General features: G+C 63.3%; 21 protein-coding genes and 1 tRNA gene. 8 read left to right on the forward strand and 14 right to left on the reverse strand.

The features are described from left to right. Positions 1-9: 9 nt before the first annotated feature. The 4 genes from PZL22_RS14565 to PZL22_RS14580 form a co-directional block, all read right to left on the reverse strand. On the reverse strand, positions 10-438 hold the full coding sequence (locus tag PZL22_RS14565) for a DUF1178 family protein (protein WP_003533515.1): 429 nt from the start codon (positions 436-438) through the stop codon (positions 10-12). Continuing rightward, positions 435-1,292, reverse strand: coding sequence for a carbon-nitrogen hydrolase family protein (locus PZL22_RS14570; RefSeq protein ID WP_003533513.1), 858 nt, complete (start codon positions 1,290-1,292; stop codon positions 435-437). The genes PZL22_RS14565 and PZL22_RS14570 overlap by 4 nt, the downstream gene beginning before the upstream one ends. Before the next feature lie 96 nt (positions 1,293-1,388). Continuing rightward, a complete protein-coding gene (grxC, locus tag PZL22_RS14575) occupies positions 1,389-1,646 on the reverse strand; it encodes a glutaredoxin 3 (RefSeq protein WP_003533511.1) in 258 nt (85 codons plus the stop codon). Positions 1,647-1,694: 48 nt separating this feature from the next. Beyond that, positions 1,695-2,441, reverse strand: coding sequence for a ComF family protein (locus tag PZL22_RS14580; protein WP_284718699.1), 747 nt, complete (start codon positions 2,439-2,441; stop codon positions 1,695-1,697). A gap of 194 nt (positions 2,442-2,635) precedes the next feature. Between PZL22_RS14580 and PZL22_RS14585 the strand changes: the two genes are divergently transcribed. Continuing rightward, complete coding sequence (locus PZL22_RS14585; RefSeq protein WP_003533506.1) at positions 2,636-3,532, forward strand: methyltransferase domain-containing protein; 897 nt, start codon at positions 2,636-2,638, stop codon at positions 3,530-3,532. 9 nt (positions 3,533-3,541) lie between these two features. Here PZL22_RS14585 and PZL22_RS14590 read toward each other — a convergent pair whose 3' ends face one another. The 6 genes from PZL22_RS14590 to PZL22_RS14615 form a co-directional block, all read right to left on the reverse strand. Continuing rightward, a complete protein-coding gene (locus tag PZL22_RS14590; RefSeq protein ID WP_003533505.1) occupies positions 3,542-3,715 on the reverse strand; it encodes a Flp family type IVb pilin in 174 nt (57 codons plus the stop codon). A gap of 77 nt (positions 3,716-3,792) precedes the next feature. Beyond that, positions 3,793-4,113, reverse strand: a complete 321-nt coding sequence (locus PZL22_RS14595; RefSeq protein ID WP_003533504.1) for a hypothetical protein — start codon at positions 4,111-4,113, stop codon at positions 3,793-3,795. A gap of 280 nt (positions 4,114-4,393) precedes the next feature. Then, entirely contained in the window at positions 4,394-4,801 is a 408-nt protein-coding gene (mutT, locus tag PZL22_RS14600; RefSeq protein ID WP_003533503.1) for an 8-oxo-dGTP diphosphatase MutT, read from the reverse strand. A gap of 5 nt (positions 4,802-4,806) precedes the next feature. Beyond that, on the reverse strand, positions 4,807-5,625 hold the full coding sequence (locus PZL22_RS14605; protein ID WP_003533502.1) for a GNAT family N-acetyltransferase: 819 nt from the start codon (positions 5,623-5,625) through the stop codon (positions 4,807-4,809). A gap of 76 nt (positions 5,626-5,701) precedes the next feature. Beyond that, positions 5,702-6,943 (reverse strand): bifunctional glutamate N-acetyltransferase/amino-acid acetyltransferase ArgJ, encoded by a 1,242-nt coding sequence (gene argJ, locus PZL22_RS14610; RefSeq protein WP_003533501.1) that lies wholly within the window; start codon positions 6,941-6,943, stop codon positions 5,702-5,704. Positions 6,944-7,103: 160 nt separating this feature from the next. Continuing rightward, positions 7,104-7,958, reverse strand: a complete 855-nt coding sequence (locus tag PZL22_RS14615; RefSeq protein WP_003533500.1) for a peptidylprolyl isomerase — start codon at positions 7,956-7,958, stop codon at positions 7,104-7,106. 245 nt (positions 7,959-8,203) lie between these two features. Here PZL22_RS14615 and secA point away from each other — a divergent pair, with 245 nt between their 5' ends. The 4 genes from secA (at position 8,204) to PZL22_RS14635 (ending at position 15,166) form a co-directional block, all read left to right on the forward strand. Further along, a complete protein-coding gene (gene secA, locus PZL22_RS14620; RefSeq protein ID WP_003533499.1) occupies positions 8,204-10,915 on the forward strand; it encodes a preprotein translocase subunit SecA in 2,712 nt (903 codons plus the stop codon). A 234-nt stretch (positions 10,916-11,149) separates the two neighbouring features. Beyond that, positions 11,150-12,349: a CmlA/FloR family chloramphenicol efflux MFS transporter gene (cml, locus tag PZL22_RS14625; RefSeq protein ID WP_003533498.1), complete on the forward strand. Its 1,200-nt coding sequence runs from the start codon at positions 11,150-11,152 to the stop codon at positions 12,347-12,349. 153 nt (positions 12,350-12,502) lie between these two features. After that, positions 12,503-13,891 carry a lipopolysaccharide biosynthesis protein gene (locus tag PZL22_RS14630; RefSeq protein WP_003533497.1) on the forward strand — a complete coding sequence of 463 codons (1,389 nt, stop codon included), beginning with the start codon at positions 12,503-12,505 and terminating at the stop codon, positions 13,889-13,891. Positions 13,892-13,894: 3 nt separating this feature from the next. Next, complete coding sequence (locus PZL22_RS14635) at positions 13,895-15,166, forward strand: GNAT family N-acetyltransferase (RefSeq protein ID WP_003533495.1); 1,272 nt, start codon at positions 13,895-13,897, stop codon at positions 15,164-15,166. Between the two features lie 15 nt (positions 15,167-15,181). Here the strand turns inward: PZL22_RS14635 and PZL22_RS14640 are convergent, their stop codons facing one another. Then, on the reverse strand, positions 15,182-16,828 hold the full coding sequence (locus PZL22_RS14640; protein ID WP_003533493.1) for an AMP-binding protein: 1,647 nt from the start codon (positions 16,826-16,828) through the stop codon (positions 15,182-15,184). Between the two features lie 204 nt (positions 16,829-17,032). Between PZL22_RS14640 and PZL22_RS14645 the strand changes: the two genes are divergently transcribed. Both PZL22_RS14645 and PZL22_RS14650 read left to right on the forward strand, forming a co-directional pair. Further along, complete coding sequence (locus tag PZL22_RS14645) at positions 17,033-17,317, forward strand: type II toxin-antitoxin system TacA family antitoxin (RefSeq protein ID WP_003533490.1); 285 nt, start codon at positions 17,033-17,035, stop codon at positions 17,315-17,317. Next, entirely contained in the window at positions 17,317-17,799 is a 483-nt protein-coding gene (locus PZL22_RS14650; protein WP_003533488.1) for a GNAT family N-acetyltransferase, read from the forward strand. Before PZL22_RS14645 ends, PZL22_RS14650 begins: the two co-directional genes overlap by 1 nt. 61 nt (positions 17,800-17,860) lie before the next feature. Here the strand turns inward: PZL22_RS14650 and PZL22_RS14655 are convergent. Beyond that, positions 17,861-17,945 (reverse strand) — tRNA-Leu (locus PZL22_RS14655). Positions 17,946-18,263: 318 nt separating this feature from the next. Between PZL22_RS14655 and PZL22_RS14660 the strand changes: the two genes are divergently transcribed. Continuing rightward, a complete protein-coding gene (locus PZL22_RS14660; protein ID WP_003533487.1) occupies positions 18,264-18,773 on the forward strand; it encodes a disulfide bond formation protein B in 510 nt (169 codons plus the stop codon). A gap of 31 nt (positions 18,774-18,804) precedes the next feature. Here PZL22_RS14660 and PZL22_RS14665 read toward each other — a convergent pair whose 3' ends face one another. Then, positions 18,805-19,362 (reverse strand): HNH endonuclease, encoded by a 558-nt coding sequence (locus PZL22_RS14665; protein WP_003533486.1) that lies wholly within the window; start codon positions 19,360-19,362, stop codon positions 18,805-18,807. Between the two features lie 105 nt (positions 19,363-19,467). Further along, positions 19,468-20,115 (reverse strand): DNA-3-methyladenine glycosylase family protein, encoded by a 648-nt coding sequence (locus tag PZL22_RS14670; protein WP_003533485.1) that lies wholly within the window; start codon positions 20,113-20,115, stop codon positions 19,468-19,470. Between the last annotated feature and the right edge of the window lie 48 nt (positions 20,116-20,163).

Here is a 20,163-nt window from a genome sequence, read left to right on the forward strand (position 1 = left end):
CTGTCGTCGTCAGTTCGTGTCGTCCGGCAGCACCGGCAGCGGGGCGATCTCGATTCCCTCTTCGATGAGGGCAATCGCCTCTTCCGCGGTCGCCTTGCCGATCAGCCCGCGCTGGTCGGCTTCGCCGTAATGAATCTTGCGCGCCTCGTCCGGGAAGCGCTCGCCGACGTCTTCCGCGTTTTCGCGAATCGACTTCACCAGCTCCTTGAGCTTGGCAACCGTTTCCTTCTGGGCCTGGTCCATTACCAGTTCGCGGCGTGCTTCCTTCTTGCGCGCCGTGGAGACGGCAGGTGCCATCAGTTGCTTGCTGACGGAAACGGAACCGCAACTGGGACAGGTGACCAGGCGCCGGGCGACCTGGCGGTCGAAATCGTCGCTAGAGGAGAACCAGCCTTCGAAGGCGTGGCCCTTGTCACAGGCAAGATTGTAGTGGATCAAGCTGCAGCGCCTCCTTTTCCCACCGGAACCACCTCATCCAACACGAAGCTGCGCGCGTTCCTGAGGTTGGGAATCTTGGCGCGCGCCGCGTGCACCGCCGCCACATCGATCTCGGCGACGATGATCTCCTCGCCGGTCGGTCCGGCTTCGGCCAGCACCCTGCCCCAGGGATCGACGATCATCGAGTGGCCGAAGGTCTCCCGGCCATCCTCATGCGTGCCCGCTTGGGCGGCGGCAATAACGAAGAGCCCGTTTTCGATGGCCCGGGCGCGCAGCAGGATTTCCCAATGCGCCTCGCCGGTCTGGCGCGTGAACGCCGCCGGCACCGACATGATCTCGGCTCCCGCCACGGCCTGCTGGCGGAAAAGCTCGGGGAAGCGCACATCGTAGCAGATCGAAAAACCGAGCTTGCCGAAGGGAAGATCGGCAGTACGGGCGGTATTACCCGGATGATAAGCGGCGCTCTCGCGCCAGCTTTCGCCATTCTCCAGATCCACGTCGAACATGTGGATCTTGTCGTAATCACAGATCTTCGCGCCGTCAGGCCCGAACAGGAAACCGCGATTGGCAATCTTTCCATCCGCGCGCGCGATCGGTGTCGAGCCGACATGCAGGTGGAGCCCGAGCTCGCGGGCAAGTCGGGATGCCTCGCGAACGACGACGTCGTTCTCCCCATCCTTCAACACCGACCGCAAACCCGTCCGGTCACGCTGGACCGCTCCGGTCATCTCCGGCGTCTGGACATAGGTTGCGCCCCGCGAAGCCGCTTCGCGCACCAGCTTCGCCATCGTCTCCGCATTTCTTGCGGGATCGACACCGGAGCACATCTGGACGGCGGCAGCCTTGAACGTCATCGCTTTCTTTCTCCCAAGCGGAACTTTGGATCAGACCGATCCGGCATCGCAGCATTCATCTCTTTCGGATGGAAAGGCCAGTCGTGGCATTTCACTTCAGGCCGCGAGCAGATCGTCAAGCTTGCCGGCACGATCGAGCGCATGCAGATCGTCGCAGCCGCCGACCGGAACATCGTTGATGATGATTTGCGGGAAGGTCCTGCCGCCCCTGGATTTTTCGATCATCTCCTGGCGAAGTTCAGGTGCATAAGTGGCGTCATACTCGGTGAAGTCGACGCCCTTGCTTTCCAGAAGTTTCTTCGCCCTCGTGCAATAGCCGCAGAACTGACGCGTATAAATGACGACCGAAGCCATGGTCTCCAACTGCTCCTTCACCGGCATCGATCGCCGGACATCTTCTTGTCATATAGGACCGGACATGGCCCTTGCAAAGGTCAAAACCGTGACGTCTCCGGCGCCCGCACGCTTCAGCGCCCGGGTCGCGGCGGCGACGGTCGCGCCGGTCGTGTAGACGTCGTCGACGAGAACGATGCGCTTGCCCGCGAGTTCCCGCTTCGCGCCTTCGGGTACTGCGAAGGCGCCGCGGACATTGTCCTCGCGTGCCCTGGCCCCGAGTCCGACCTGCCGGCTCGTGCGCTTGATGCGGCGAAGGACATCCGGCCGATAGGCTCTTGCGGAACGTTCGGCAATGACGCGTGCAAGCTCCGCCGCCTGATTGAACTTGCGTCTCCAGAGGCGGAGCGTATGGAGCGGAACCGGCACGATCATGTCCGCCGCTGCCACGGCACCGTCGCCGGCGCGGATCATCCACTCGGCCATCATGGGTGCAAGGTCGGTGCGATCACGGTATTTCAGGCCATGCACGAGGTCGCGGACGATCCCTTCGTGAACGGCCACCGATCGCAGCCTGTCGAAGACCGGAGGATTGGCAATGGCCTCCGGCGAAACCGCGCTCTCGCCCGGATCGTAGGCGAAGGGCAAGCCCAGGACCTCGCAATAGGGCCGCTCGATGAACGGCATGCCTGCCCAGCAGGAAGCGCAGACGGCATGGGCATATCCGGTCAGCCCGCCGCATCCCGAGCAGACTGGCGGAAAGACGAGATCGACCGCCTGGGCCGAAATCCGGCGGAGGATGCCCGCCCAATCCATTGCCCAGTTTTCCTGCCCGCCCCGTTTCATGCGCTTGACTTAATTCGTGTTGCTGTCTGTCGCGTTAGACCCTAACTGAGCAGAGGACAGAGGGTGCAGCAAGTTTTAAAGCGCTGCAGCGTCCTCTGCGCGTCCGATAAGACGCGCGGCGCTGCAGGGTTTCTGTCGCACCCCGCGATTTCGGAGAGACTGTCGTGGAAATCATCTTTGACCAGAGCCTCGTCGAGGCGCACCGCCGGCGCGCGCTGCGCCAGGGCGACGAGAAGGCAGGCTTCCTGCTCGACATCGTCGCACAGGAACTTGCCGAGCGCGTAAGCGTCGTCGAACGGCAGTTCGAAACGGCCATGGAGCTGCACGGCTATACGGGTGCCGCCGCGCGCAGCCTTGCCACGACCGGCAAGGTCGGCGCGATCGAGCGGGTGGAAACCGACAGCGCCTTCGGTTCGGCCGGCGAGCCGGTGACGGAGGCGCCTCTGGAGCGCATCCCGGCCGAACCGGCGTCGCTCAATCTCCTTGTGTCGCCACTGTCGCTCCATCTCACCAACGATACGCCCGGCGTCTTCATCCAGGCGCGCCGCGTGCTGAAGCCCGACGGATTGTTCCTTGCCGCAATACCCGGCAGCGGCACGCTGCAGGAGCTGCGCGAGGCGCTTCTCGCAGCCGAGGCGGAACTGACGGGCGGGGCGAGCCCCCGGGTGATCCCCTTCGCCGACGTGCGCGACATGGGAGCCCTTCTGCAGCGGGCGGGCTTTGCCCTGCCGGTGGCGGATACCGAGACCTACACCGTCCGCTACGATTCGCTTTTCGGCCTCATCCGCGACTTGCGCGCAATGGGCATGACGAACCCGCTCGCTTCGCGCAATCGCAAGCCGATGCCGCGGGGCTTCTTTCTCAGAGCCGCAGAAATCTACGCGCAGCGCTTCTCCGATCCGGACGGGCGCATCCGCGCGACCTTCTCGATCATTTATCTTTCGGGCTGGGCGCCGCACGAGAGTCAGCAGAAGCCGCTCAAACCCGGCTCGGCAAAGCAGAGACTGTCCGACGCGCTTGGCGCGAGCGAGCACAAGCTCAAGGATGAAGGCGAGCCGTGATCTAGGCTCTTAGATCCAGGCTGCCTCGATCGTGTTGGTGACGAAGGTCAGCATGCCGAGCAGTGCGCCGGAGAAATTCTGCAGGCCGATGAGAACGCCGACCGAGATCAGCGCGGCCAGGAGTCCGTATTCCACCGCCGTAGCGCCGTCTTGGTCTCGAAGCAGGCGTCTCAGCGTCTCCATTGGTCCTCCAGCCGCTCAGGAAGTGCGTAGTTTCAAAAGATTGAAGCTCAGCGTCGCCTTTCGGCGCTCCGCTGCGCTCAGCATCCACTCCTGCTGCCATCGGCATCGATGATGCAGACGGCACCCGGCATCTCCTGAAGCACGCTGCGCCGAACGGTGTAGCGCTTGGCCGTACCGCCCGAGGGTATGGAGCCCGTCGAGATGTTGTCATAGTCGATCGGCGTGTTCGCAAGCATTCGCTTGTCGCTTTTGGACGACAGCATCGGCGTAAGGATGAGCGTCAGCGCAATGACCGCCGTGCCGAACAGCAGCGACAGATTGAGCACGCCTGTCCGGCGGGACTGGCTCGTCACCAGATCCTTGTCCTGAACCGTCCTCCAGAAATCCTCGTCCACCATCCCAGCCTCATGAAACACGTAAAGAGCGGCGGGCGAAGCACCCTTCCCAAAGCCTCGTCCTGACCACAACTGCCCGAAAACGGCGCCGTCGAGGTGACGCGCGCCGGAACTGACCCCATCTTGCCCGAGGGTGATAAACGTTCGATTAACGAATTATCGAATTTAGCGGGATTGCGCGCCCAGGGCGAAGTTCTTCACGGCTCTGTCAGGGCGTTTCACTGATTCATTGAAACAGCCCTTCCGCACGGAAAAACGTTACACGCTTTTCCTGGAAGTGCTTCTAAAGCAAATCCATCAGGAACGGGATCAGCGGCTCGTCGGCGGGCGGCATGGCGTAGTCGCGCAACGCCTTCGGGCGCACCCACTTGATAGCCTGGCCTTCGCGGCCTTCGGCAAACCCCTCGTAGCGACGGCAGATGTAAAGCGGCATCAGGAGGTGAAAGTCGTCGTAGCCGTGGCTCGCGAATGTCAGCGGCGCGAGGCAGGCGACTTTGGTGCGGATGCCGAGCTCCTCTTCGAGCTCGCGGATTAACGTCTCCTCCGGGGTCTCGCCGCTCTCGACCTTGCCGCCCGGGAACTCCCACAGGCCCGCGAGAGGCTTGCCTTCCGGGCGTTGCGCCAGCAGAACGCGTCCATCGGCATCGACGAGCGCGCAGGCGGCAACGAGCACGATCTTCTTACCCTGCATGTCTGTCAAACCTTCGGCGTTCGATAGAGATAGCGGTAGACCTCGGTGAAACCGGCCTTGCGATAAAGCTCGATCGCAGCCCCGTTGTCGGCCTCCACCTGCAACCAGGCCTTCTTCGCGCCCTTGAGACGTGCCCAACGGAGCGAGGCGTCGAGGAGAGCACTGCCGACCCCTCGCCGGCGAACCGCTTCGGCAACCGCGAACTGCATGATGCCGGCAAGATCATTGTCGTGCACGACGAGCGACACCGCCGTCGGCCCGATCTTTCGGTCCTCGAACAGGAACAGGCCGCATTCGGGCTTGATGGCGTTGATGATCCCGGTCAGCGCCTGCTTGGCTTCCGGAGGATCCCTGCCGATCAGGATGCGGGCATCCACGAAACGGCCGACATCCTTGATCGGCAGATGGTCGATGCCTTCGCTGAAATCGCGCTCCGCCAGGTCGAGCGCCAGAACCAGGCTGTGCGCGAACGACGTCCAGCCCTCGCCATCCATATGGTCGATCATCTTCGGCGGCGTCAGCGGCGTCTGGCGAACCGTGAGCGAGCGGCCCGATTCGGCAAAAAGCCTGCGCGCCTTCTCCAACCGGATGGCTATGTCGCGATAGTCGGACGGATCGAGCGGGTTGACGGAATTCAGGCGCTTGGAAGGGTGCCCCGCCGTCAGACGGATAAGCCAGCTGCCATCATATTGCACCGACGAGGCCGGCCAGGCGCGAAAACCCACTGCTTCCAGCCGCCGCACGCTCGGTAGGTCGACCGCGACCGTTTCCCCGTTCCCCGCCCCGTCGCCGGGCGGCTCTCTGCCGTTCGATGTCATGTCCATAGCCTTGAATGCTGCGGGGCCGGAAAGAGCGCGCGGCTTTCCGGCCGCAACCCGCTCTCTCAACTCCTCGACCGTATCAGCTTCTGTAATCGCCGTTGATTTCGACATATTCCTTGGTCAGGTCGCAGGTATAGACCGTGGCGCGGCCCGAACCCAGACCGATATCGACGCGGATCGGAATGGTCTCGCCCTGCATGACCGCAGTCGCGGCCGCTTCCGAATAGGCCGGATCGCGCTCGCCCTCGACTGCGACGCGGATATCGCCGAACCAGATCGCCAGCCGGTCGCGCTCGGCCATCTCTCCCGACTTGCCGACGGCCATGACGACGCGCCCCCAATTGGCGTCCTCGCCCGCAACCGCCGTTTTGACGAGCGGCGAATTGGCTATCGAAAGTGCGATACGTTTGGCGGCGGCATCGTTTTCCGCGCCCTCGACCGTCACCTCGACCATCTTGCGCGCGCCCTCGCCGTCGCGCACGACCTGCAACGCCAGATCACGCAGCAGATCGTCGAGCGCGGCGCGGAACCCGTCGAGACGCGGGTCGGCCGCGTCCTCGACCTTCGCCTGGCCATCGCCTGCCGCCGCACCGGTCGCAAACAGCATCAGCGTGTCGGAGGTGGACGTGTCGCTGTCGACCGTCACCGAATTGAAGGTGGGTTCGACGCCTGCCTGAAGCAGTGCCTGAAGCGCCGCCGGGGCAATGTCCGCATCGGTGACGACGAAGGAGAGCATGGTCGCCATGTCGGGCGCGATCATCCCGGCGCCCTTGGCGATCCCGTTGATCGCGACCTTGACACCGCCGATCTCGGCGCTGCGGGTGGCAACCTTCGGATAGGTATCGGTCGTCATGATCGCTTTGGCCGCTTCGAACCAGAAGTCCTGGGTGGCGGACGCGGCGAGCTCATCGAGAACACCGGCGAACTTGGTGGCGTCGAGCGGCTCGCCGATGACGCCCGTCGACGCCAGGAAGACCTCCGCCTCGCTGCAACCGACGGCCTTTGCCGCGGCCTCGGCCGTGAGCCTGGTCGCCTCCCTGCCCTTCTTGCCGGTGAACGCGTTGGCATTGCCCGAGTTGACGACGACGGCGCGCGCAATGCCGCCCGGCAGGTTCTGCCGGCAATGATCGACCGGAGCGGAGGGGCACTTCGACCGCGTGAACACGCCGGCCACGGATGCCGGCCGGTCGAAGAGCATCATCAGCACGTCGGTCCGGTTCTTATACTTGATCCCTGCGGCAGCGGTCGCCATGCGTACGCCGCGAAGGGCCGGCATTTCGGCAAAGGTTTTCGGAGCAAGCGGAGAGACGGAACCGGACATGGGATTGAACCTGCTTTTCAGAAGCCTCGGATGTTGTGCGAAATGCCCGAACGGCATTCAGCCGTCGGGCATCCGGATCTTTGAAGGCAGAGCGGAGCAGATGCGAGCGACCTCAGCCTCCGCTCGGGGCGCGCCTCACGAAGGGGCCGCCCGGCCGTAATTACTTGGTTTCCTGCGGCTTGCCGGCCTCGTCATAGGCCTTCTTGAGCGCCGGATCGGAGATTTCGACCGCAGTGCTCTCCTTCGCGGAATTCAGAAGCTCGAGGTACTTGTCACGCATGACGAGCTGGCGAACCTGCGGCTCGACCTGTTCGAGCGTCGGCGGAGCCTGGGGACGCTTGTCCTCGATGAGGATCACATGGAAGCCGAACTGCGTCTTGACCGGCGTCTTCGTATAGGCGCCCTTTTCGAGCGCGAAGGCGGCCGTCTCGAATTCAGGTACCATGCGGCCCTTGGTGAAGTAGCCGAGATCGCCGCCCTCTTCCTTGTTCGGGTCGGTGGACTTGGCCTTCGCAAGATCGGCGAAGTTCTTGCCCGCGTCGAGTTCCTTGATGACGTCCTTCGCCTCGTCTTCGGTCTTGACGAGGATATGGCGGGCCTTGACCTCTTCCTGCGGCGGAATCGCTGCGACTTCCTTGTCGTAGCGCGCCTTCACTTCTTCCGAAGTTACGGCATCGACCACGTGCTTCTTGAAGAAGGCGTTGTGCAATTCGCGTTCGGTCAGGAAGGCGACGCGCTGCTTGAACGCCTCGTCGTTCTGAAGTCCTTCCTTCTCGGCGTGCTTCAAAAGAAGCTTGACGTCGATGACGGCCGAAAGTGCTGCCGCGCGCTTCTGTTCGTCGGGCATCCGCTGGAGCTGCGGATCGAGGCTCGTGATTGCGAGATCAAGTTCCGACTGGCGGATTTCCTGGTCGCCGACTTTCGCGATGACCGGATCGGTCCCTTCGGCGCGGGCGACACCCGCCGCCATCATCGCGACCAGTGCCGCGGCCGCAAGGGTCTTGTATCTAGACATGTTTCTAACCTTTCACCATTGGCCGCCAGCGCGATTGCCTCCGGCCCCGAGGGGCTGCACAACAACCAGAATGTGGCGGTTCTGTAGCCGTCCGGCCGTGCAAGTGCGTTGACATAATCCGACCCCCCTCTTATCTGTCACGCAACCTCGCGTCCAGAACAGTTTCCGGGCGTTTCGCGGCGTGACGCGGTTTTTCGACCGCGCGCCTGAAACCCCAGGCGACAAATAAGGAAAGGACCATTTGCATGGTCAGTCTCGGCGGCTTTGCCCGCAAGTTGTTTGGTTCCGCCAACGATCGCCGCGTCCGCGGCTACAAGGGACGGGTGGACGCCATCAATGCTCTCGAAGCGGAAATGAAGGCGCTGAGCGACGAGGCCTTGGCGGCGAAGACGGCGGAATTTCGCCGTGAGCTCGCCGATGGCAAGACCCTGGACGATATTCTCGTGCCGGCCTTTGCGGTCGTTCGCGAGGCTGCGCTTCGCGTCCTCGGGCTGCGCCCTTTCGACGTCCAGCTGATCGGCGGCATGATCCTGCACGAGCGCGCCATCGCGGAAATGAAGACCGGTGAAGGCAAGACGCTCGTCGCAACCCTTCCCGTCTATCTCAATGCGCTCGCCGGCAAGGGCGTGCATGTCGTCACCGTCAACGACTATCTCGCCCAGCGCGACGCCGGCATGATGGGCCGCATCTACGGCTTCCTGGGCATGACCACCGGCGTCATCGTCCACGGTCTTTCCGACGAGCAACGCCGCGACGCCTATGCCTGCGACGTTACCTATGCGACGAACAACGAGCTCGGCTTCGACTATCTCCGCGACAACATGAAGTACGAGCGCGGGCAGATGGTCCAGCGCGGCCACTTCTTCGCCATCGTCGACGAAGTCGACTCGATCCTGGTGGACGAGGCGCGCACGCCGCTCATCATCTCCGGCCCGCTCGACGACCGCTCCGATCTCTACAACACCATCAACGAATTCATTCCGCTCCTGTCGCCGGAAGACTATGAAATCGACGAGAAGCAGCGCTCGGCCAACTTCTCGGAAGAAGGCACCGAGAAGCTCGAGAACATGCTGCGCGAGGCCGGCCTGTTGAAGGGCGAATCGCTCTACGACATCGAGAACGTGGCGATCGTTCACCACGTCAACAACGCCTTGAAGGCCCACAAACTCTTCACCCGCGACAAGGACTATATCGTACGCAACGGCGAGATCGTCATCATCGACGAGTTTACGGGACGCATGATGCCCGGCCGCCGCTATTCCGAAGGCCAGCACCAGGCGCTCGAAGCCAAGGAAAAGGTGCAGATCCAGCCCGAGAACCAGACGCTCGCCTCGATCACCTTCCAGAACTATTTCCGCATGTACGACAAACTTGCGGGCATGACCGGTACGGCAGCGACGGAAGCGGAGGAATTCGGCAACATCTACGGCCTCGAAGTTCTCGAGGTGCCGACCAACCTGCCGATCAAGCGCATCGACGAGGACGACGAGGTCTATCGCACCGTCGGCGAAAAATTCAAGGCGATCATCGACGAGATCAAATCCGCACATGAGCGCGGCCAGCCGATGCTCGTCGGCACCACCTCCATCGAGAAGTCAGAACTTCTCGCCGATATGCTGAAGAAGAGCGGCTTCTCCAAGTTCCAGGTGCTGAACGCCCGCTATCACGAACAGGAAGCCTATATCGTCGCGCAGGCCGGTGTCCCCGGCGCGGTCACGATCGCCACTAACATGGCCGGCCGCGGCACCGACATCCAGCTCGGCGGCAACCCCGACATGCGGATCCAGCAGGAGCTGGCCGATGTCGAGCCCGGGCCGGAGCGCGAGGCGCGCGAAAAGGCGATCCGCGAAGAGGTCCAGAAACTCAAGGAAAAGGCGCTCGCCGCCGGCGGGCTCTACGTCCTTGCCACCGAACGGCACGAAAGCCGCCGCATCGACAACCAGCTGCGTGGCCGCTCGGGCCGCCAAGGCGACCCGGGCCGCTCGAAGTTCTACCTGTCGCTTCAGGACGATCTGATGCGCATCTTCGGCTCCGACCGCATGGACGGAATGCTGCAGAAGCTCGGCCTGAAGGAAGGCGAGGCGATCGTCCATCCCTGGATCAACAAGGCGCTCGAACGCGCCCAGAAGAAGGTCGAGGCGCGCAACTTCGACATCCGCAAGAATCTCCTCAAGTACGACGATGTGCTCAACGACCAGCGCAAGGTCATCTTCGAGCAGCGCATCGAACTGATGGACGCGGAGAGCGTCACCGATACGGTGACCGACATGCGCAACGAAGTGATCGAGGAAATCGTCGCCAAGCGCATCCCGGAGCGGGCCTATGCCGAAAAATGGGATGCCGAGGGGCTGAAGGCCGACGTCCAGCAGTATTTCAATCTCGACCTGCCAATCGCCGAATGGGTCGCCGAAGAAGGCATCGCCGAGGACGATATCCGCGAGCGCATCACTGCCGCGGTGGACAAGGCGGCTGCCGAGCGCGCAGAGCGTTTCGGCCCCGAAATCATGCAATATGTCGAGCGCTCGGTCGTTCTCCAGACGCTCGACCATCTCTGGCGCGAGCATATCGTCAACCTCGACCACCTGCGGTCGGTCATCGGCTTCCGCGGCTACGCCCAGCGCGATCCGCTGCAGGAATACAAGTCCGAGGCTTTCGAGCTCTTCCAGGCCCTCCTCGGCAATCTGCGCCAGGCGGTCACGGCGCAGCTGATGCGGGTCGAACTGGTCCGCGAGGCGCCGGAGGAACCGCAGCCGCTGCCGCCGATGCAGGCGCATCATATCGATCCCCTGACAGGCGAGGACGACTTCGCGCAGGCCGGCGAGACGCTGCTGGCGGTCGCCCCTGCGAACCGCGATCCGGCCGACCCTTCCACCTGGGGTAAGGTCGCACGCAACGAAGCCTGCCCCTGCGGCTCGGGCAAGAAATACAAGCATTGCCACGGCATTTACGAAGCCTGACCGCACGGCGCTGCGCGTCCCGTCGGGCGCGCGGACGATTGTCGGCCTGCCACTGACATGGCAGGCAACTTCGCCTCAAGATGTGCATGGAGCCGTAGCATGGGAGCTCAAAAGTCGTCGGACAAGTAAGCCGCAACAACGCTTTTCCTTGTTGTTGCGGCGTCTGTCGAGCCGACCCCCCGTGCCGCAGGCAGACCGCCGCCGAATGTTCCTCATTTGAGCGGATGTCTTTCCATGCCTACAAAAAACCATGTCTGGCGCTATTCGCTGCCGGCAGCGCTGCTGCTGATGGCGCCCTTCGATATCCTCGCCTCTCTGGCCATGGATATTTATCTCCCGATCGTTCCTGCGATGCCCGGTATTCTCGGCACCAGCCCCGCCGTGGTTCAGCTCACGCTGAGCCTCTATATGGTGATGCTCGGCCTCGGCCAGATCGTCTTCGGGCCCGTCTCCGACCGCATCGGGCGACGGCCAGTCCTGATCGGCGGAGCGATGCTGTTCGCCGCGGCATCGTTCTGCCTCGCGGCTTCCTCCAGCGCCATCCCCTTCGTCGTCTTCCGCTTCCTGCAGGCGGTTGGCGCATCTGCGGCCCTGGTGGCCGCCTTTGCAACGATCCGGGATGTATATGCCGACCGCCCGGAAAGCGTGGTCATCTACAGCCTGTTCAGTTCCATTCTGGCATTCGTTCCCGCTCTGGGGCCGATAGCCGGTGCCATGCTGGCGGAGAGGTTCGGATGGCGCTCGATCTTCGTTACGCTGGGTGCATTAGCCATAATCGCGCTGCTGCAGGCACTGCCTCGCTGGCATGAATCCCGCCCTTCGGCGGCAGCGCTGTCGCGGCACGCATTCGGCCCCCTTTTCCGCAGCCTCGCCTTCTGGACCTATACCCTCGGCTTCAGCGCCGCCATGGGCACGTTCTTCGTGTTCTTTTCCACCTCGCCGCGCGTGCTGATCGACAAGGCAGGATATTCGGAGCTGCAGTTCAGCCTCGCCTTTGCAACTGTAGCAATCGTGATGATCATCACGGCGCGCTTTGCCGAGCGGTTCGTCTCCCGATGGGGAACTTCGGGCAGCCTCCTGCGGGGCATGTGCATGTTGCTTCTCGGGGCAGCGCTCCTGATTGCCGGGGAAACGTTCGGCGTCCCTTCGTCCTGGACCTTCGTCATGCCGATGTGGGTGATGGCGGTCGGCATCGTCTTCACCGTATCGGTGACCGCAAACGGCGCTCTCGAGGATTTTGGAGACATGGCGGGTTCGGCGGTCGCAGTCTATTTCTGCGTCCAAAGCCTCATCGTCGGGACGGCGGGGACACTGCTCGTGATCGGACTGCCCGGCGACAGCGCGTGGCCGCTTGTCGTCTATGCCTCGATTATGGCCGTTGTCGTGCTGATCGCGCGCCGGCAGTTGCATTCCAGAAGGCATGCGCAGGCATGATTGAAGAGGAAGTCGGGCAAGAGCCCGGCTTCCCCGCTCTCAAGCGAGGGTGCTGAACCCTTTGTTAACGCTGATCTGACAGAAGTGAAGCCCAGTATTGCGTAATGTCAGGGTGTCCTCGTGTTCATGGCGGTATGTCAATCGGCCGGACGAATGCTGCCGTCGGCGCTGAGATATCGCCTGCCTCGTCTCCTGCACGGCCTCGCGCCGCTTCTTGCGGGGGACGATCCCAGGAACCGTGCACAGCGCGTGGCGCTCATCGCCTTTCTGATCCGCATCGTCAGCGCAGCCATCGCCTTCGTCTCGCAAATCGTCCTTGCGCGCCTCGTCGGCGAGTTCGAATACGGCATCTTCATTTTCGTTTGGGTGCTGGTCGTCCTCTTCGGAAACCTGTCCTGCCTCGGCTTCCATGCGACCGTGATCCGCTTTCTGCCGGAATACCATACGACCGCCGCGCTTGCGAATATCCGCGGCCTGACCACGACGGCGCGCGTCTTTGCGATGCTTTCCGCGACCGTGCTCGCCGCCGTCGGCGGAGCCGGCCTCTGGCTCTTCGGCTCCGCCATCGAAAGCTACTATGTGATTCCCCTCTATCTCGGCCTGTTCACCTTGCCGATGATCGCGCTCGGCGATGTACTGGACGGCACCGCGCGGGCGCATAGCTGGCCCATCGTCGCGATGAGCCCGACCTATCTCGTGCGGCCGCTGCTGATTCTCGGTTTCATGGTCATCGCGATCGCCGCCGGGCTTCCGCGCGACGCGACGACAGCCATGGGCGCTGCGCTGGCGGCGGCCTATGTCACCACGCTCGGACAATTCGTGACGATGGCATGGCGGCTCGGCCGCCATTACGTGCGCGGACCGATGAAGATCGAGCTCGGGCGGTGGCTCAGCGTCTCCCTTCCCATTTTTCTGGTCGACGGTTTCGGGTTCCTGCTCACCAATTCCGACGTCGTCATCGTGGGCCTCTATCTGAAACCCGACGATGTGGCGGTTTATTTTGCGGCGGCCAAGACCATGGCACTCGTCCATTTCGTCATGTTCGCCGTCAAGGCAGCGGCAGGTCCGCGTTTCTCCGCGGCAATGGCCGCAGGCGACCGCCGGCAGCTGGCGGAAATCGCTGTCGAAAGCGCGCGCTGGTCCTTCTGGCCGTCCCTGGTGATCGGCGGCTGCGTACTCGCAGCCGGCAACATGCTGCTTTCGCTGTTTGGCCCGGCCTTCACCACCGGCGCCCCCTTGATGGCGATCCTGCTGACGGGAATTCTCGCCAAGGCATTTGTCGGGCCGGCCGAAACGCTGCTCACGATGGCGGGGCGGCAAAAGCTCTGCGTCCTGCTCTATGCGGCTGCGCTCGGAGCCAACATCGCCTTGAACGTGACACTCATCCCGGTCTTCGGCCTGACGGGCGCAGCTGCCGCCACTGCCGGCGCGATGTTCGTGGAGGCAGCCATCCTGCATTTCGCCGTCAGGCGCACTTTCGGCTTTCCCCTGCGGGCCGTTGCCGGCGCGGGGCGCATGAACAACAAGAACGAGGCGATTTGAGCCATGATCGGCAATGTCCTTCCCGCAGACGTGAACGGCAGCGCCAACCGCCTGCTTGGCGGCCTCGCGCAATCCGGACCCGATACGTTGCAGTCCGAACGGACATTGATGGTCGGAAGGCCCGGACGGCACCTCGCGGTCTATCCGGCGAGAGCCGGATACGACCTGCAGCGGGAGCTCGACTTTCTCTCCAATCGCGCCATCGAGCAGAACGTCTTCTTTACCGGGCGCTTTCTCGCGCCCGCCATGCCGCGCCTCGAGGACCGGGTGATCCGGCTTGCGGTCATCCGCGACCAAAGCGAGCAGAGAAGCCGCCTCCGCTTTCTGATGCCGTTCTCGATAGAAAAGCCGGGTTTTTCGATCGGCGCGACCATTATTCGCGCCTGGTCCAATCCCTTCGGGCCGCTCGGCACGCCTCTCCTCGATGCGGAGGACGCGGCCGAAACGATCAGCAATCTTTATCAAGCGCTGGCCGCACCTTCCGCCGGCCTGCCGCCGGTGCTCGTGCTTCCGGATATCAGGTTGAACGGCAAATTTGCGCAGCTTGCCCGTGCCGTTGCGATCGGCGAAAACCTGCCGCTGACGGTGACCGATACATTCAGCCGGCCGATGCTCGAAAGCCTGCTGGACGGCCCCACCTATTTGCGCGAGGCCGTGAGCTCCCAGCACCTGAGGGAGCTGAAGCGGCAGTGGAACAATCTCGCGAAGCAGGGGGCGCTGGTTTACAATGTCGCGCGCCAACCCGATGAGATCCGCCTGCGCATGGAGGAGTTCCTGGTCCTCGAAGCGTCCGGCTGGAAAGGCCGCGAACGCAGCGCCATGATCATGGACCGGTTCCGCGCCGCTTTCGCGAGGGAAGCGGTAAACAATCTCGCCGAGGCTGACAGCGTGCGCATTCACACGCTCGACCTGGACGGCAAGGCGATCGCGACCGTCATCGTTCTGCTGATGGCCGGCGAAGCCTTTGCCTGGAAGACCGCCTATGACGAGCGCTACGCAAAATACTCCCCGGGCAAGCTGCTTGTCGCGGAGCTCACGGAGTGGCATCTCGACGATGCCAATATCATCCGCTCCGACTCCTGCGCGGTGCCCGATCATCCGGTGATGAGCCGCCTGTGGCAGGAGCGGGAGGAAATGGGCACGCTCGTGATCGGGCTGGCACAGAACCGCGACCGCGACGTGCGCCAGGTCGCCGCGCAGCTCCATCTTTATCGCAATACCCGAAACATGGCCCGGCTGCTGCGTGAAAAGATCCGGGCGCTGGCAGGCCGCTGATCTTGCAGCCGGCCGTCAGCCGCCGGACGCGGCGCGCGCCTCTGCCGCCGCCTTCTCCCGCAGAAGCCGGCGGATCACCTTGCCCGAGGTGGTCAAAGGCAGGCTGTCGACGAAAGCGATCTCGCGCGGATATTCATGCATCGACAGCCTGTTCTTCACCCAGTCGCGGATCCCTGCCGCGGTCTCGTCGCCGGCAGCGACGCCGGGTTTCAGCACGACATAGGCCTTGACGATCTCGGTCCGGAGCGGGTCCGGTTTGCCGACGGCCGCGGCGAGCTGGACGTCCGGGTGCCCGGCGAGACAATCCTCGATCTCGCTCGGACCGATGCGATAGCCTGACGACGTGATGACGTCGTCGTCACGGCCGAAAAAGGTGAAATAGCCCTCTTCGTCCATGACGCCCTGGTCGCCGGTGGTCATCCAGTCGCCGATAAACTTGGCCTCGGTCGCCTCTTCGTTGCGCCAATAGCCGAGGAACATCACCGGATCGGGACGCCTGATCGCCACCTGCCCGACCGTGCCGGGCGGCAGCACCCGCCCCTCGCCGTCGATGATCGCGACCTGATGACCCGGTGCCGCCTTGCCCATCGAGCCGGCCTTCGCCACGCCGAGATCGGTCGCAGAGGAGATGACGATATTGCATTCCGTCTGGCCGTAGAATTCGCTCACCTCGACGCCGAGCGCCGCCCTGGCCCATTCGAAGGTCTCCCGCCCGAGCGCCTCTCCCGCCGAACCGACGGTGCGGAGCTTGAGCGCGTAGCGATCGCGCGGCCGCTCGACGGATTTGAGGAGCCTGAGCGCCGTCGGCGGGATGAAGGCGTTGCGCACCTCCATCTCTTCGATGATCCGGAACGCCATATGCGCATCGAATTTCTGCGCGGGCGAGGAAACCACGGGCACACCGAAGAAAAGCGACGGCAGCAGAGCGTTCAGGAGACCGCCTGCCCAGGCCCAGTCGGCGGGCGTCCACATGCGGTCGCCCGGCTGTGGCAGGAAATGATGATGGAACTGAAATCCCGGCAGATGGCCGAGCAGCACGCGGTGGCCGTGCAAGGCCCCCTTCGGCGGTCCGGTCGTTCCCGAGGTGTAGATCATCAGCGCCGGATCGTCCGGCTTCGTCTCCGCGGGGTCGAAGCGGCCCTGCCCTGCCGCAAGGTCGCGGAAACGAACCGTTCCGGGCTTCTCGTCCTCCTCGGCCAGCACGACCAGACGAAGTTCCGGCAGCTCGCCGCGGATCGCCGCAAGCCGCTCATAGCCGAAGCGATTGGTGACGACTGCTGCCGCGCCCGCATCCTTCAGCCGATAGGCAAGCGCCTCGACGCCGAAGAGCAGTGCCAGCGGCAGCGCGATGGCGCCCAGTTTATAGATCGCCGCATGGGCGATCGCCGCCTCGAAACCCTGCGGCAGCAGGATGGCGACGCGTTCGCCGGAGCCCACGTCATGCGCGGCAAGCCCGCCGGCAAAGGCGGACGAACGCGCGGCGAAGTCGCGATAGGTCAGCGCAAGATGCGCGCCGTCCGGGCTGAAATGCTGAAGACAGATGCGCTCCGGATCACGCGCGGCCCAGGCGTCGCTCACGGCCACGCCGATATTGAACCTCTCAGGGATCCGCCAGCGGAATTCGCGATAGAGTTCGTCGTAGTCTTCGATCTTCGGGAGCATGGGCCTGCTGCACTGAGATTGCTGCAACGCAGCTAACATTTGCGGGCGGGCGAATTCAATGGGGCAGCCGACGGGGAAGCGGAGCAGACGCAGGCCTCATCACGATTCCACTGCGCTTCAGAAGCGTCCCGCACGAAAATTCGCCGGGGCGGATACACATTGTGTATCTGGATATGCTATCATGCGCCGTGGAAGGAGTCCTTCATGGCCACGAAATCGTCGACTGACACCCACGCGAAGCCCGTCAACCTGCGAATCCGAGAGGATATACGCAAGGTGATCGATCGCGCCGCGAGCATTCGCGGCAAGACCCGCTCCGATTTTATGATCGACGCAGCCTACCGCGCGGCCGAAGACACGCTGCTCGATCAGACGCTGGTGCGGGTCGATGAGCACAGCTATCGGCACTACCTAGACATTCTTGACCAGCCGCCAAGTGGCGACGGCTTCGAACGCCTGATGAATGCGCCGAAACCCTGGCAGTCCTGATGCTGTCGGCGCCGACGCCTCTTGGTGAAGCCCACGACTTCGATCTTTTCCAGAGCGGCAACGACACGCTCGATGACTGGCTGCGCCGCCGTGCGCACGCTAATCAGGCCAGTGGCGCGTCGCGCACCTATGTTATCGCTGAAGAATGGCGCGTGGTCGGCTATTACTGCCTTGCATCCGGTGCCCTCGATCTGGCCGACGCGCCGAGCTCTGTCCGGCGCAACATGCCGGATCCCATCCCGATGGCGGTGCTCGGTCGCCTTGCTATCGACCGCGACTGGCAGGGCAAAGGGTTGGGCGCGGCGCTATTGCAAGATGCCGTCCTGCGGTCCTCGCAGGCGGCCGACATCATGGGAATACGGGGCTTGCTCGTGCATGCCATCTCGGGCGAGGCGAAAGCCTTTTACGAACATTACGGCTTCCAGTGCTCACCCAACCATCCCATGACGCTGGTGTTGTCGCTCAAGGGCAAGCGCCGTTAGAGCACTTCCACGAAGTCTGTGCCGTTCTCCGTACAGACGCGCAAAGGTCGCGGTAGCAGGATGGTGCCCCATGCCGGAGTCGAACCAGCACTCCTTTCGGAACTCGATTTTGAGTCGAGCGCGTCTACCAATTCCGCCAATGGGGCTAGAGGCTTGCGTGATATCAGCGCTTGGGATTTACACGATCGTTTTCGCGCCGGTCAACCGCGAAGTTTGCGATTTTCGTCGATCGCATGAATTTGGTCCGATGCGGCACGAACGGCAGCGGTCGCCCCGGGGAACCGCAAGCGCACAAACCCGCTTCCGTTCTTCTCCGCCCCGCTCCGGCCGATCACAAAAGCGTGCAAGCGGTTGAACGCACGAGGCGATTTACAGAGGGAGCAATCCTGCCTAAGAAGCCGGAATTCGATTTAACGGGCGCCCGGGCGACATGTTCGCCGCTCTGCGCGCGGCGAGAGGTGTGCATGATCGAGGCTTCGTTTGCTCAGCGCCGGCAGTTTCTTTGCGCCGTGCTCGTCACCATCGGCATGGTGGCGACCGTCGGTGGGGCGCTCGGCTTCGAGCACATCGGTGGCTACATACCCTGCGCGCTCTGCCTGCTCCAGCGCGATCCCTATTATTACGGCATACCGCTCGGTGTTCTCGCCATCCTCGCCAGTGTCCTGAAGCTGCCCGCCTGGACCACGCGCACGCTGCTGCTCGCCGTCGGCATCCTGATGCTGGTCGGCGCCGGCCTCGGCGTCTATCATGCCGGCGCGGAGTGGCATTTCTGGGAAGGACCCTCGACTTGCGCCACCACGGCGCAGGGCATCTCTCCCGACGTCGGCGACCTGCTCGGCGATCTCGACGCCAAACACGCGCCTTCCTGCAGCGACGCGGCAATGCGCGTGCTCGGGCTTTCTTTCGCAGGCTGGAACGTTATCGCGAGCCTCGTTCTTGCAGCGATCGCTTTGCGTGGTGCCTTGAAGGCGTAAGCCCGCAGCACCGGCAGCGGCACCGACGCCCTTACGGCTGCAGCTCGACATCCCAGTAGAGATAGTCCATCCAGCTGTCGTGCAGATGGTTCGGCGGAAAAAGCCGGCCGTTATTGTGCAGATCCTGGACCGTCGGATGATAGGGCTTCTGATGCGGGAACATGCCTGCCTGCTTCGGCAGCTTGCTGCCCTTGCGCAGATTGCACGGAGAACAGGCGGCGACGACGTTTTCCCAGGTGGTCTGGCCGCCATGGGCACGCGGGACCACGTGGTCGAAGGTCAGGTCGTCCGGTGAGCCGCAGTACTGGCACTCGAATTTATCCCGCAGGAAAACGTTGAACCGGGTAAAGGCCGGGTGGCGTGACGGCTGGACATAGCTCTTGAGACAGACGACGCTCGGCAGCCGCATCGAGAAACTCGGCGACGAGACGGAGTGTTCGTATTCGGCGAGGATTGTCACACGGTCGAGAAAGACCGCCTTGATCGCGTCCTGCCAGGACCAGAGCGACAAGGGATAATAACTCAGCGGCCTATAGTCGGCGTTCAACACGAGCGCCGGCAGGGCCTGAGGTGAGACTGCAATCGTCAAGCGTATTCTCCTGAGCGATTCGGCATCTGCCTCTTCTATATTAGGCGCGTTGCGACAGGATTGTGAAGCCACAAAGAAAAGGGAGTAAAGGATCCGCTTTTTTCTTCAGGGCGTCACGGGAAGCGCATCGCGGCGCATTTCCTGCGCATAATAGGCCCAAAATAGCCGCGCGGCGACACTGCGCCATGGCGACCAGCCGCCCGCGAGCGAATCGACCTCGCTTGCCGTCGGTCGCAGTTCGAGCCCGAGCGCATGGCCGACGGCATTCTGCAGGGCGACATCGCCGGCCGGGAACACATCCGGATGGCCGGCGCAGAAGAGCAGATAGACTTCGGCGGTCCAGCGGCCGATACCCTTGATCGCCGTCAGTTCGTGAATTGCCTTAACCGCTTCCGCGTTGCAGATGGCGTCGAGATCGATCTCGCCCGCGGTCGCGGCAGCGGCGACCCTTCTCAGCGTATCGGCCTTGGCCCGGGACAAACCGAAGCGTCGGCAATCGTCGTCGTCGAGCGCAAGCACCGCGTCTGCGGTGATCTCGCCGAGCGACGCCTCCATCCGGTTCCAGATCGCCGCCGCGCTCGCCTTCGAAACCATCTGGGAGACGATTATGTTGGCGAGGCCGCGATAACCGGGGTTGGTGCGCCTCAAGGGTACCGGCCCCGCCTTGTCGATGACGTGTTCGAGCCGGGCATCGAGCATCACCAGACCGGCAAGACCGGCCTCTATATCCTCGTGTGTCCGGATAATCCGCATGCATCCTCCCACTGAAAGTGTCCTTGAATCGCCGCCGATTGAAGGACA

This window comes from Ensifer meliloti, assembly GCF_030064585.1.
Classification (GTDB): domain Bacteria; phylum Pseudomonadota; class Alphaproteobacteria; order Rhizobiales; family Rhizobiaceae; genus Sinorhizobium; species Sinorhizobium meliloti.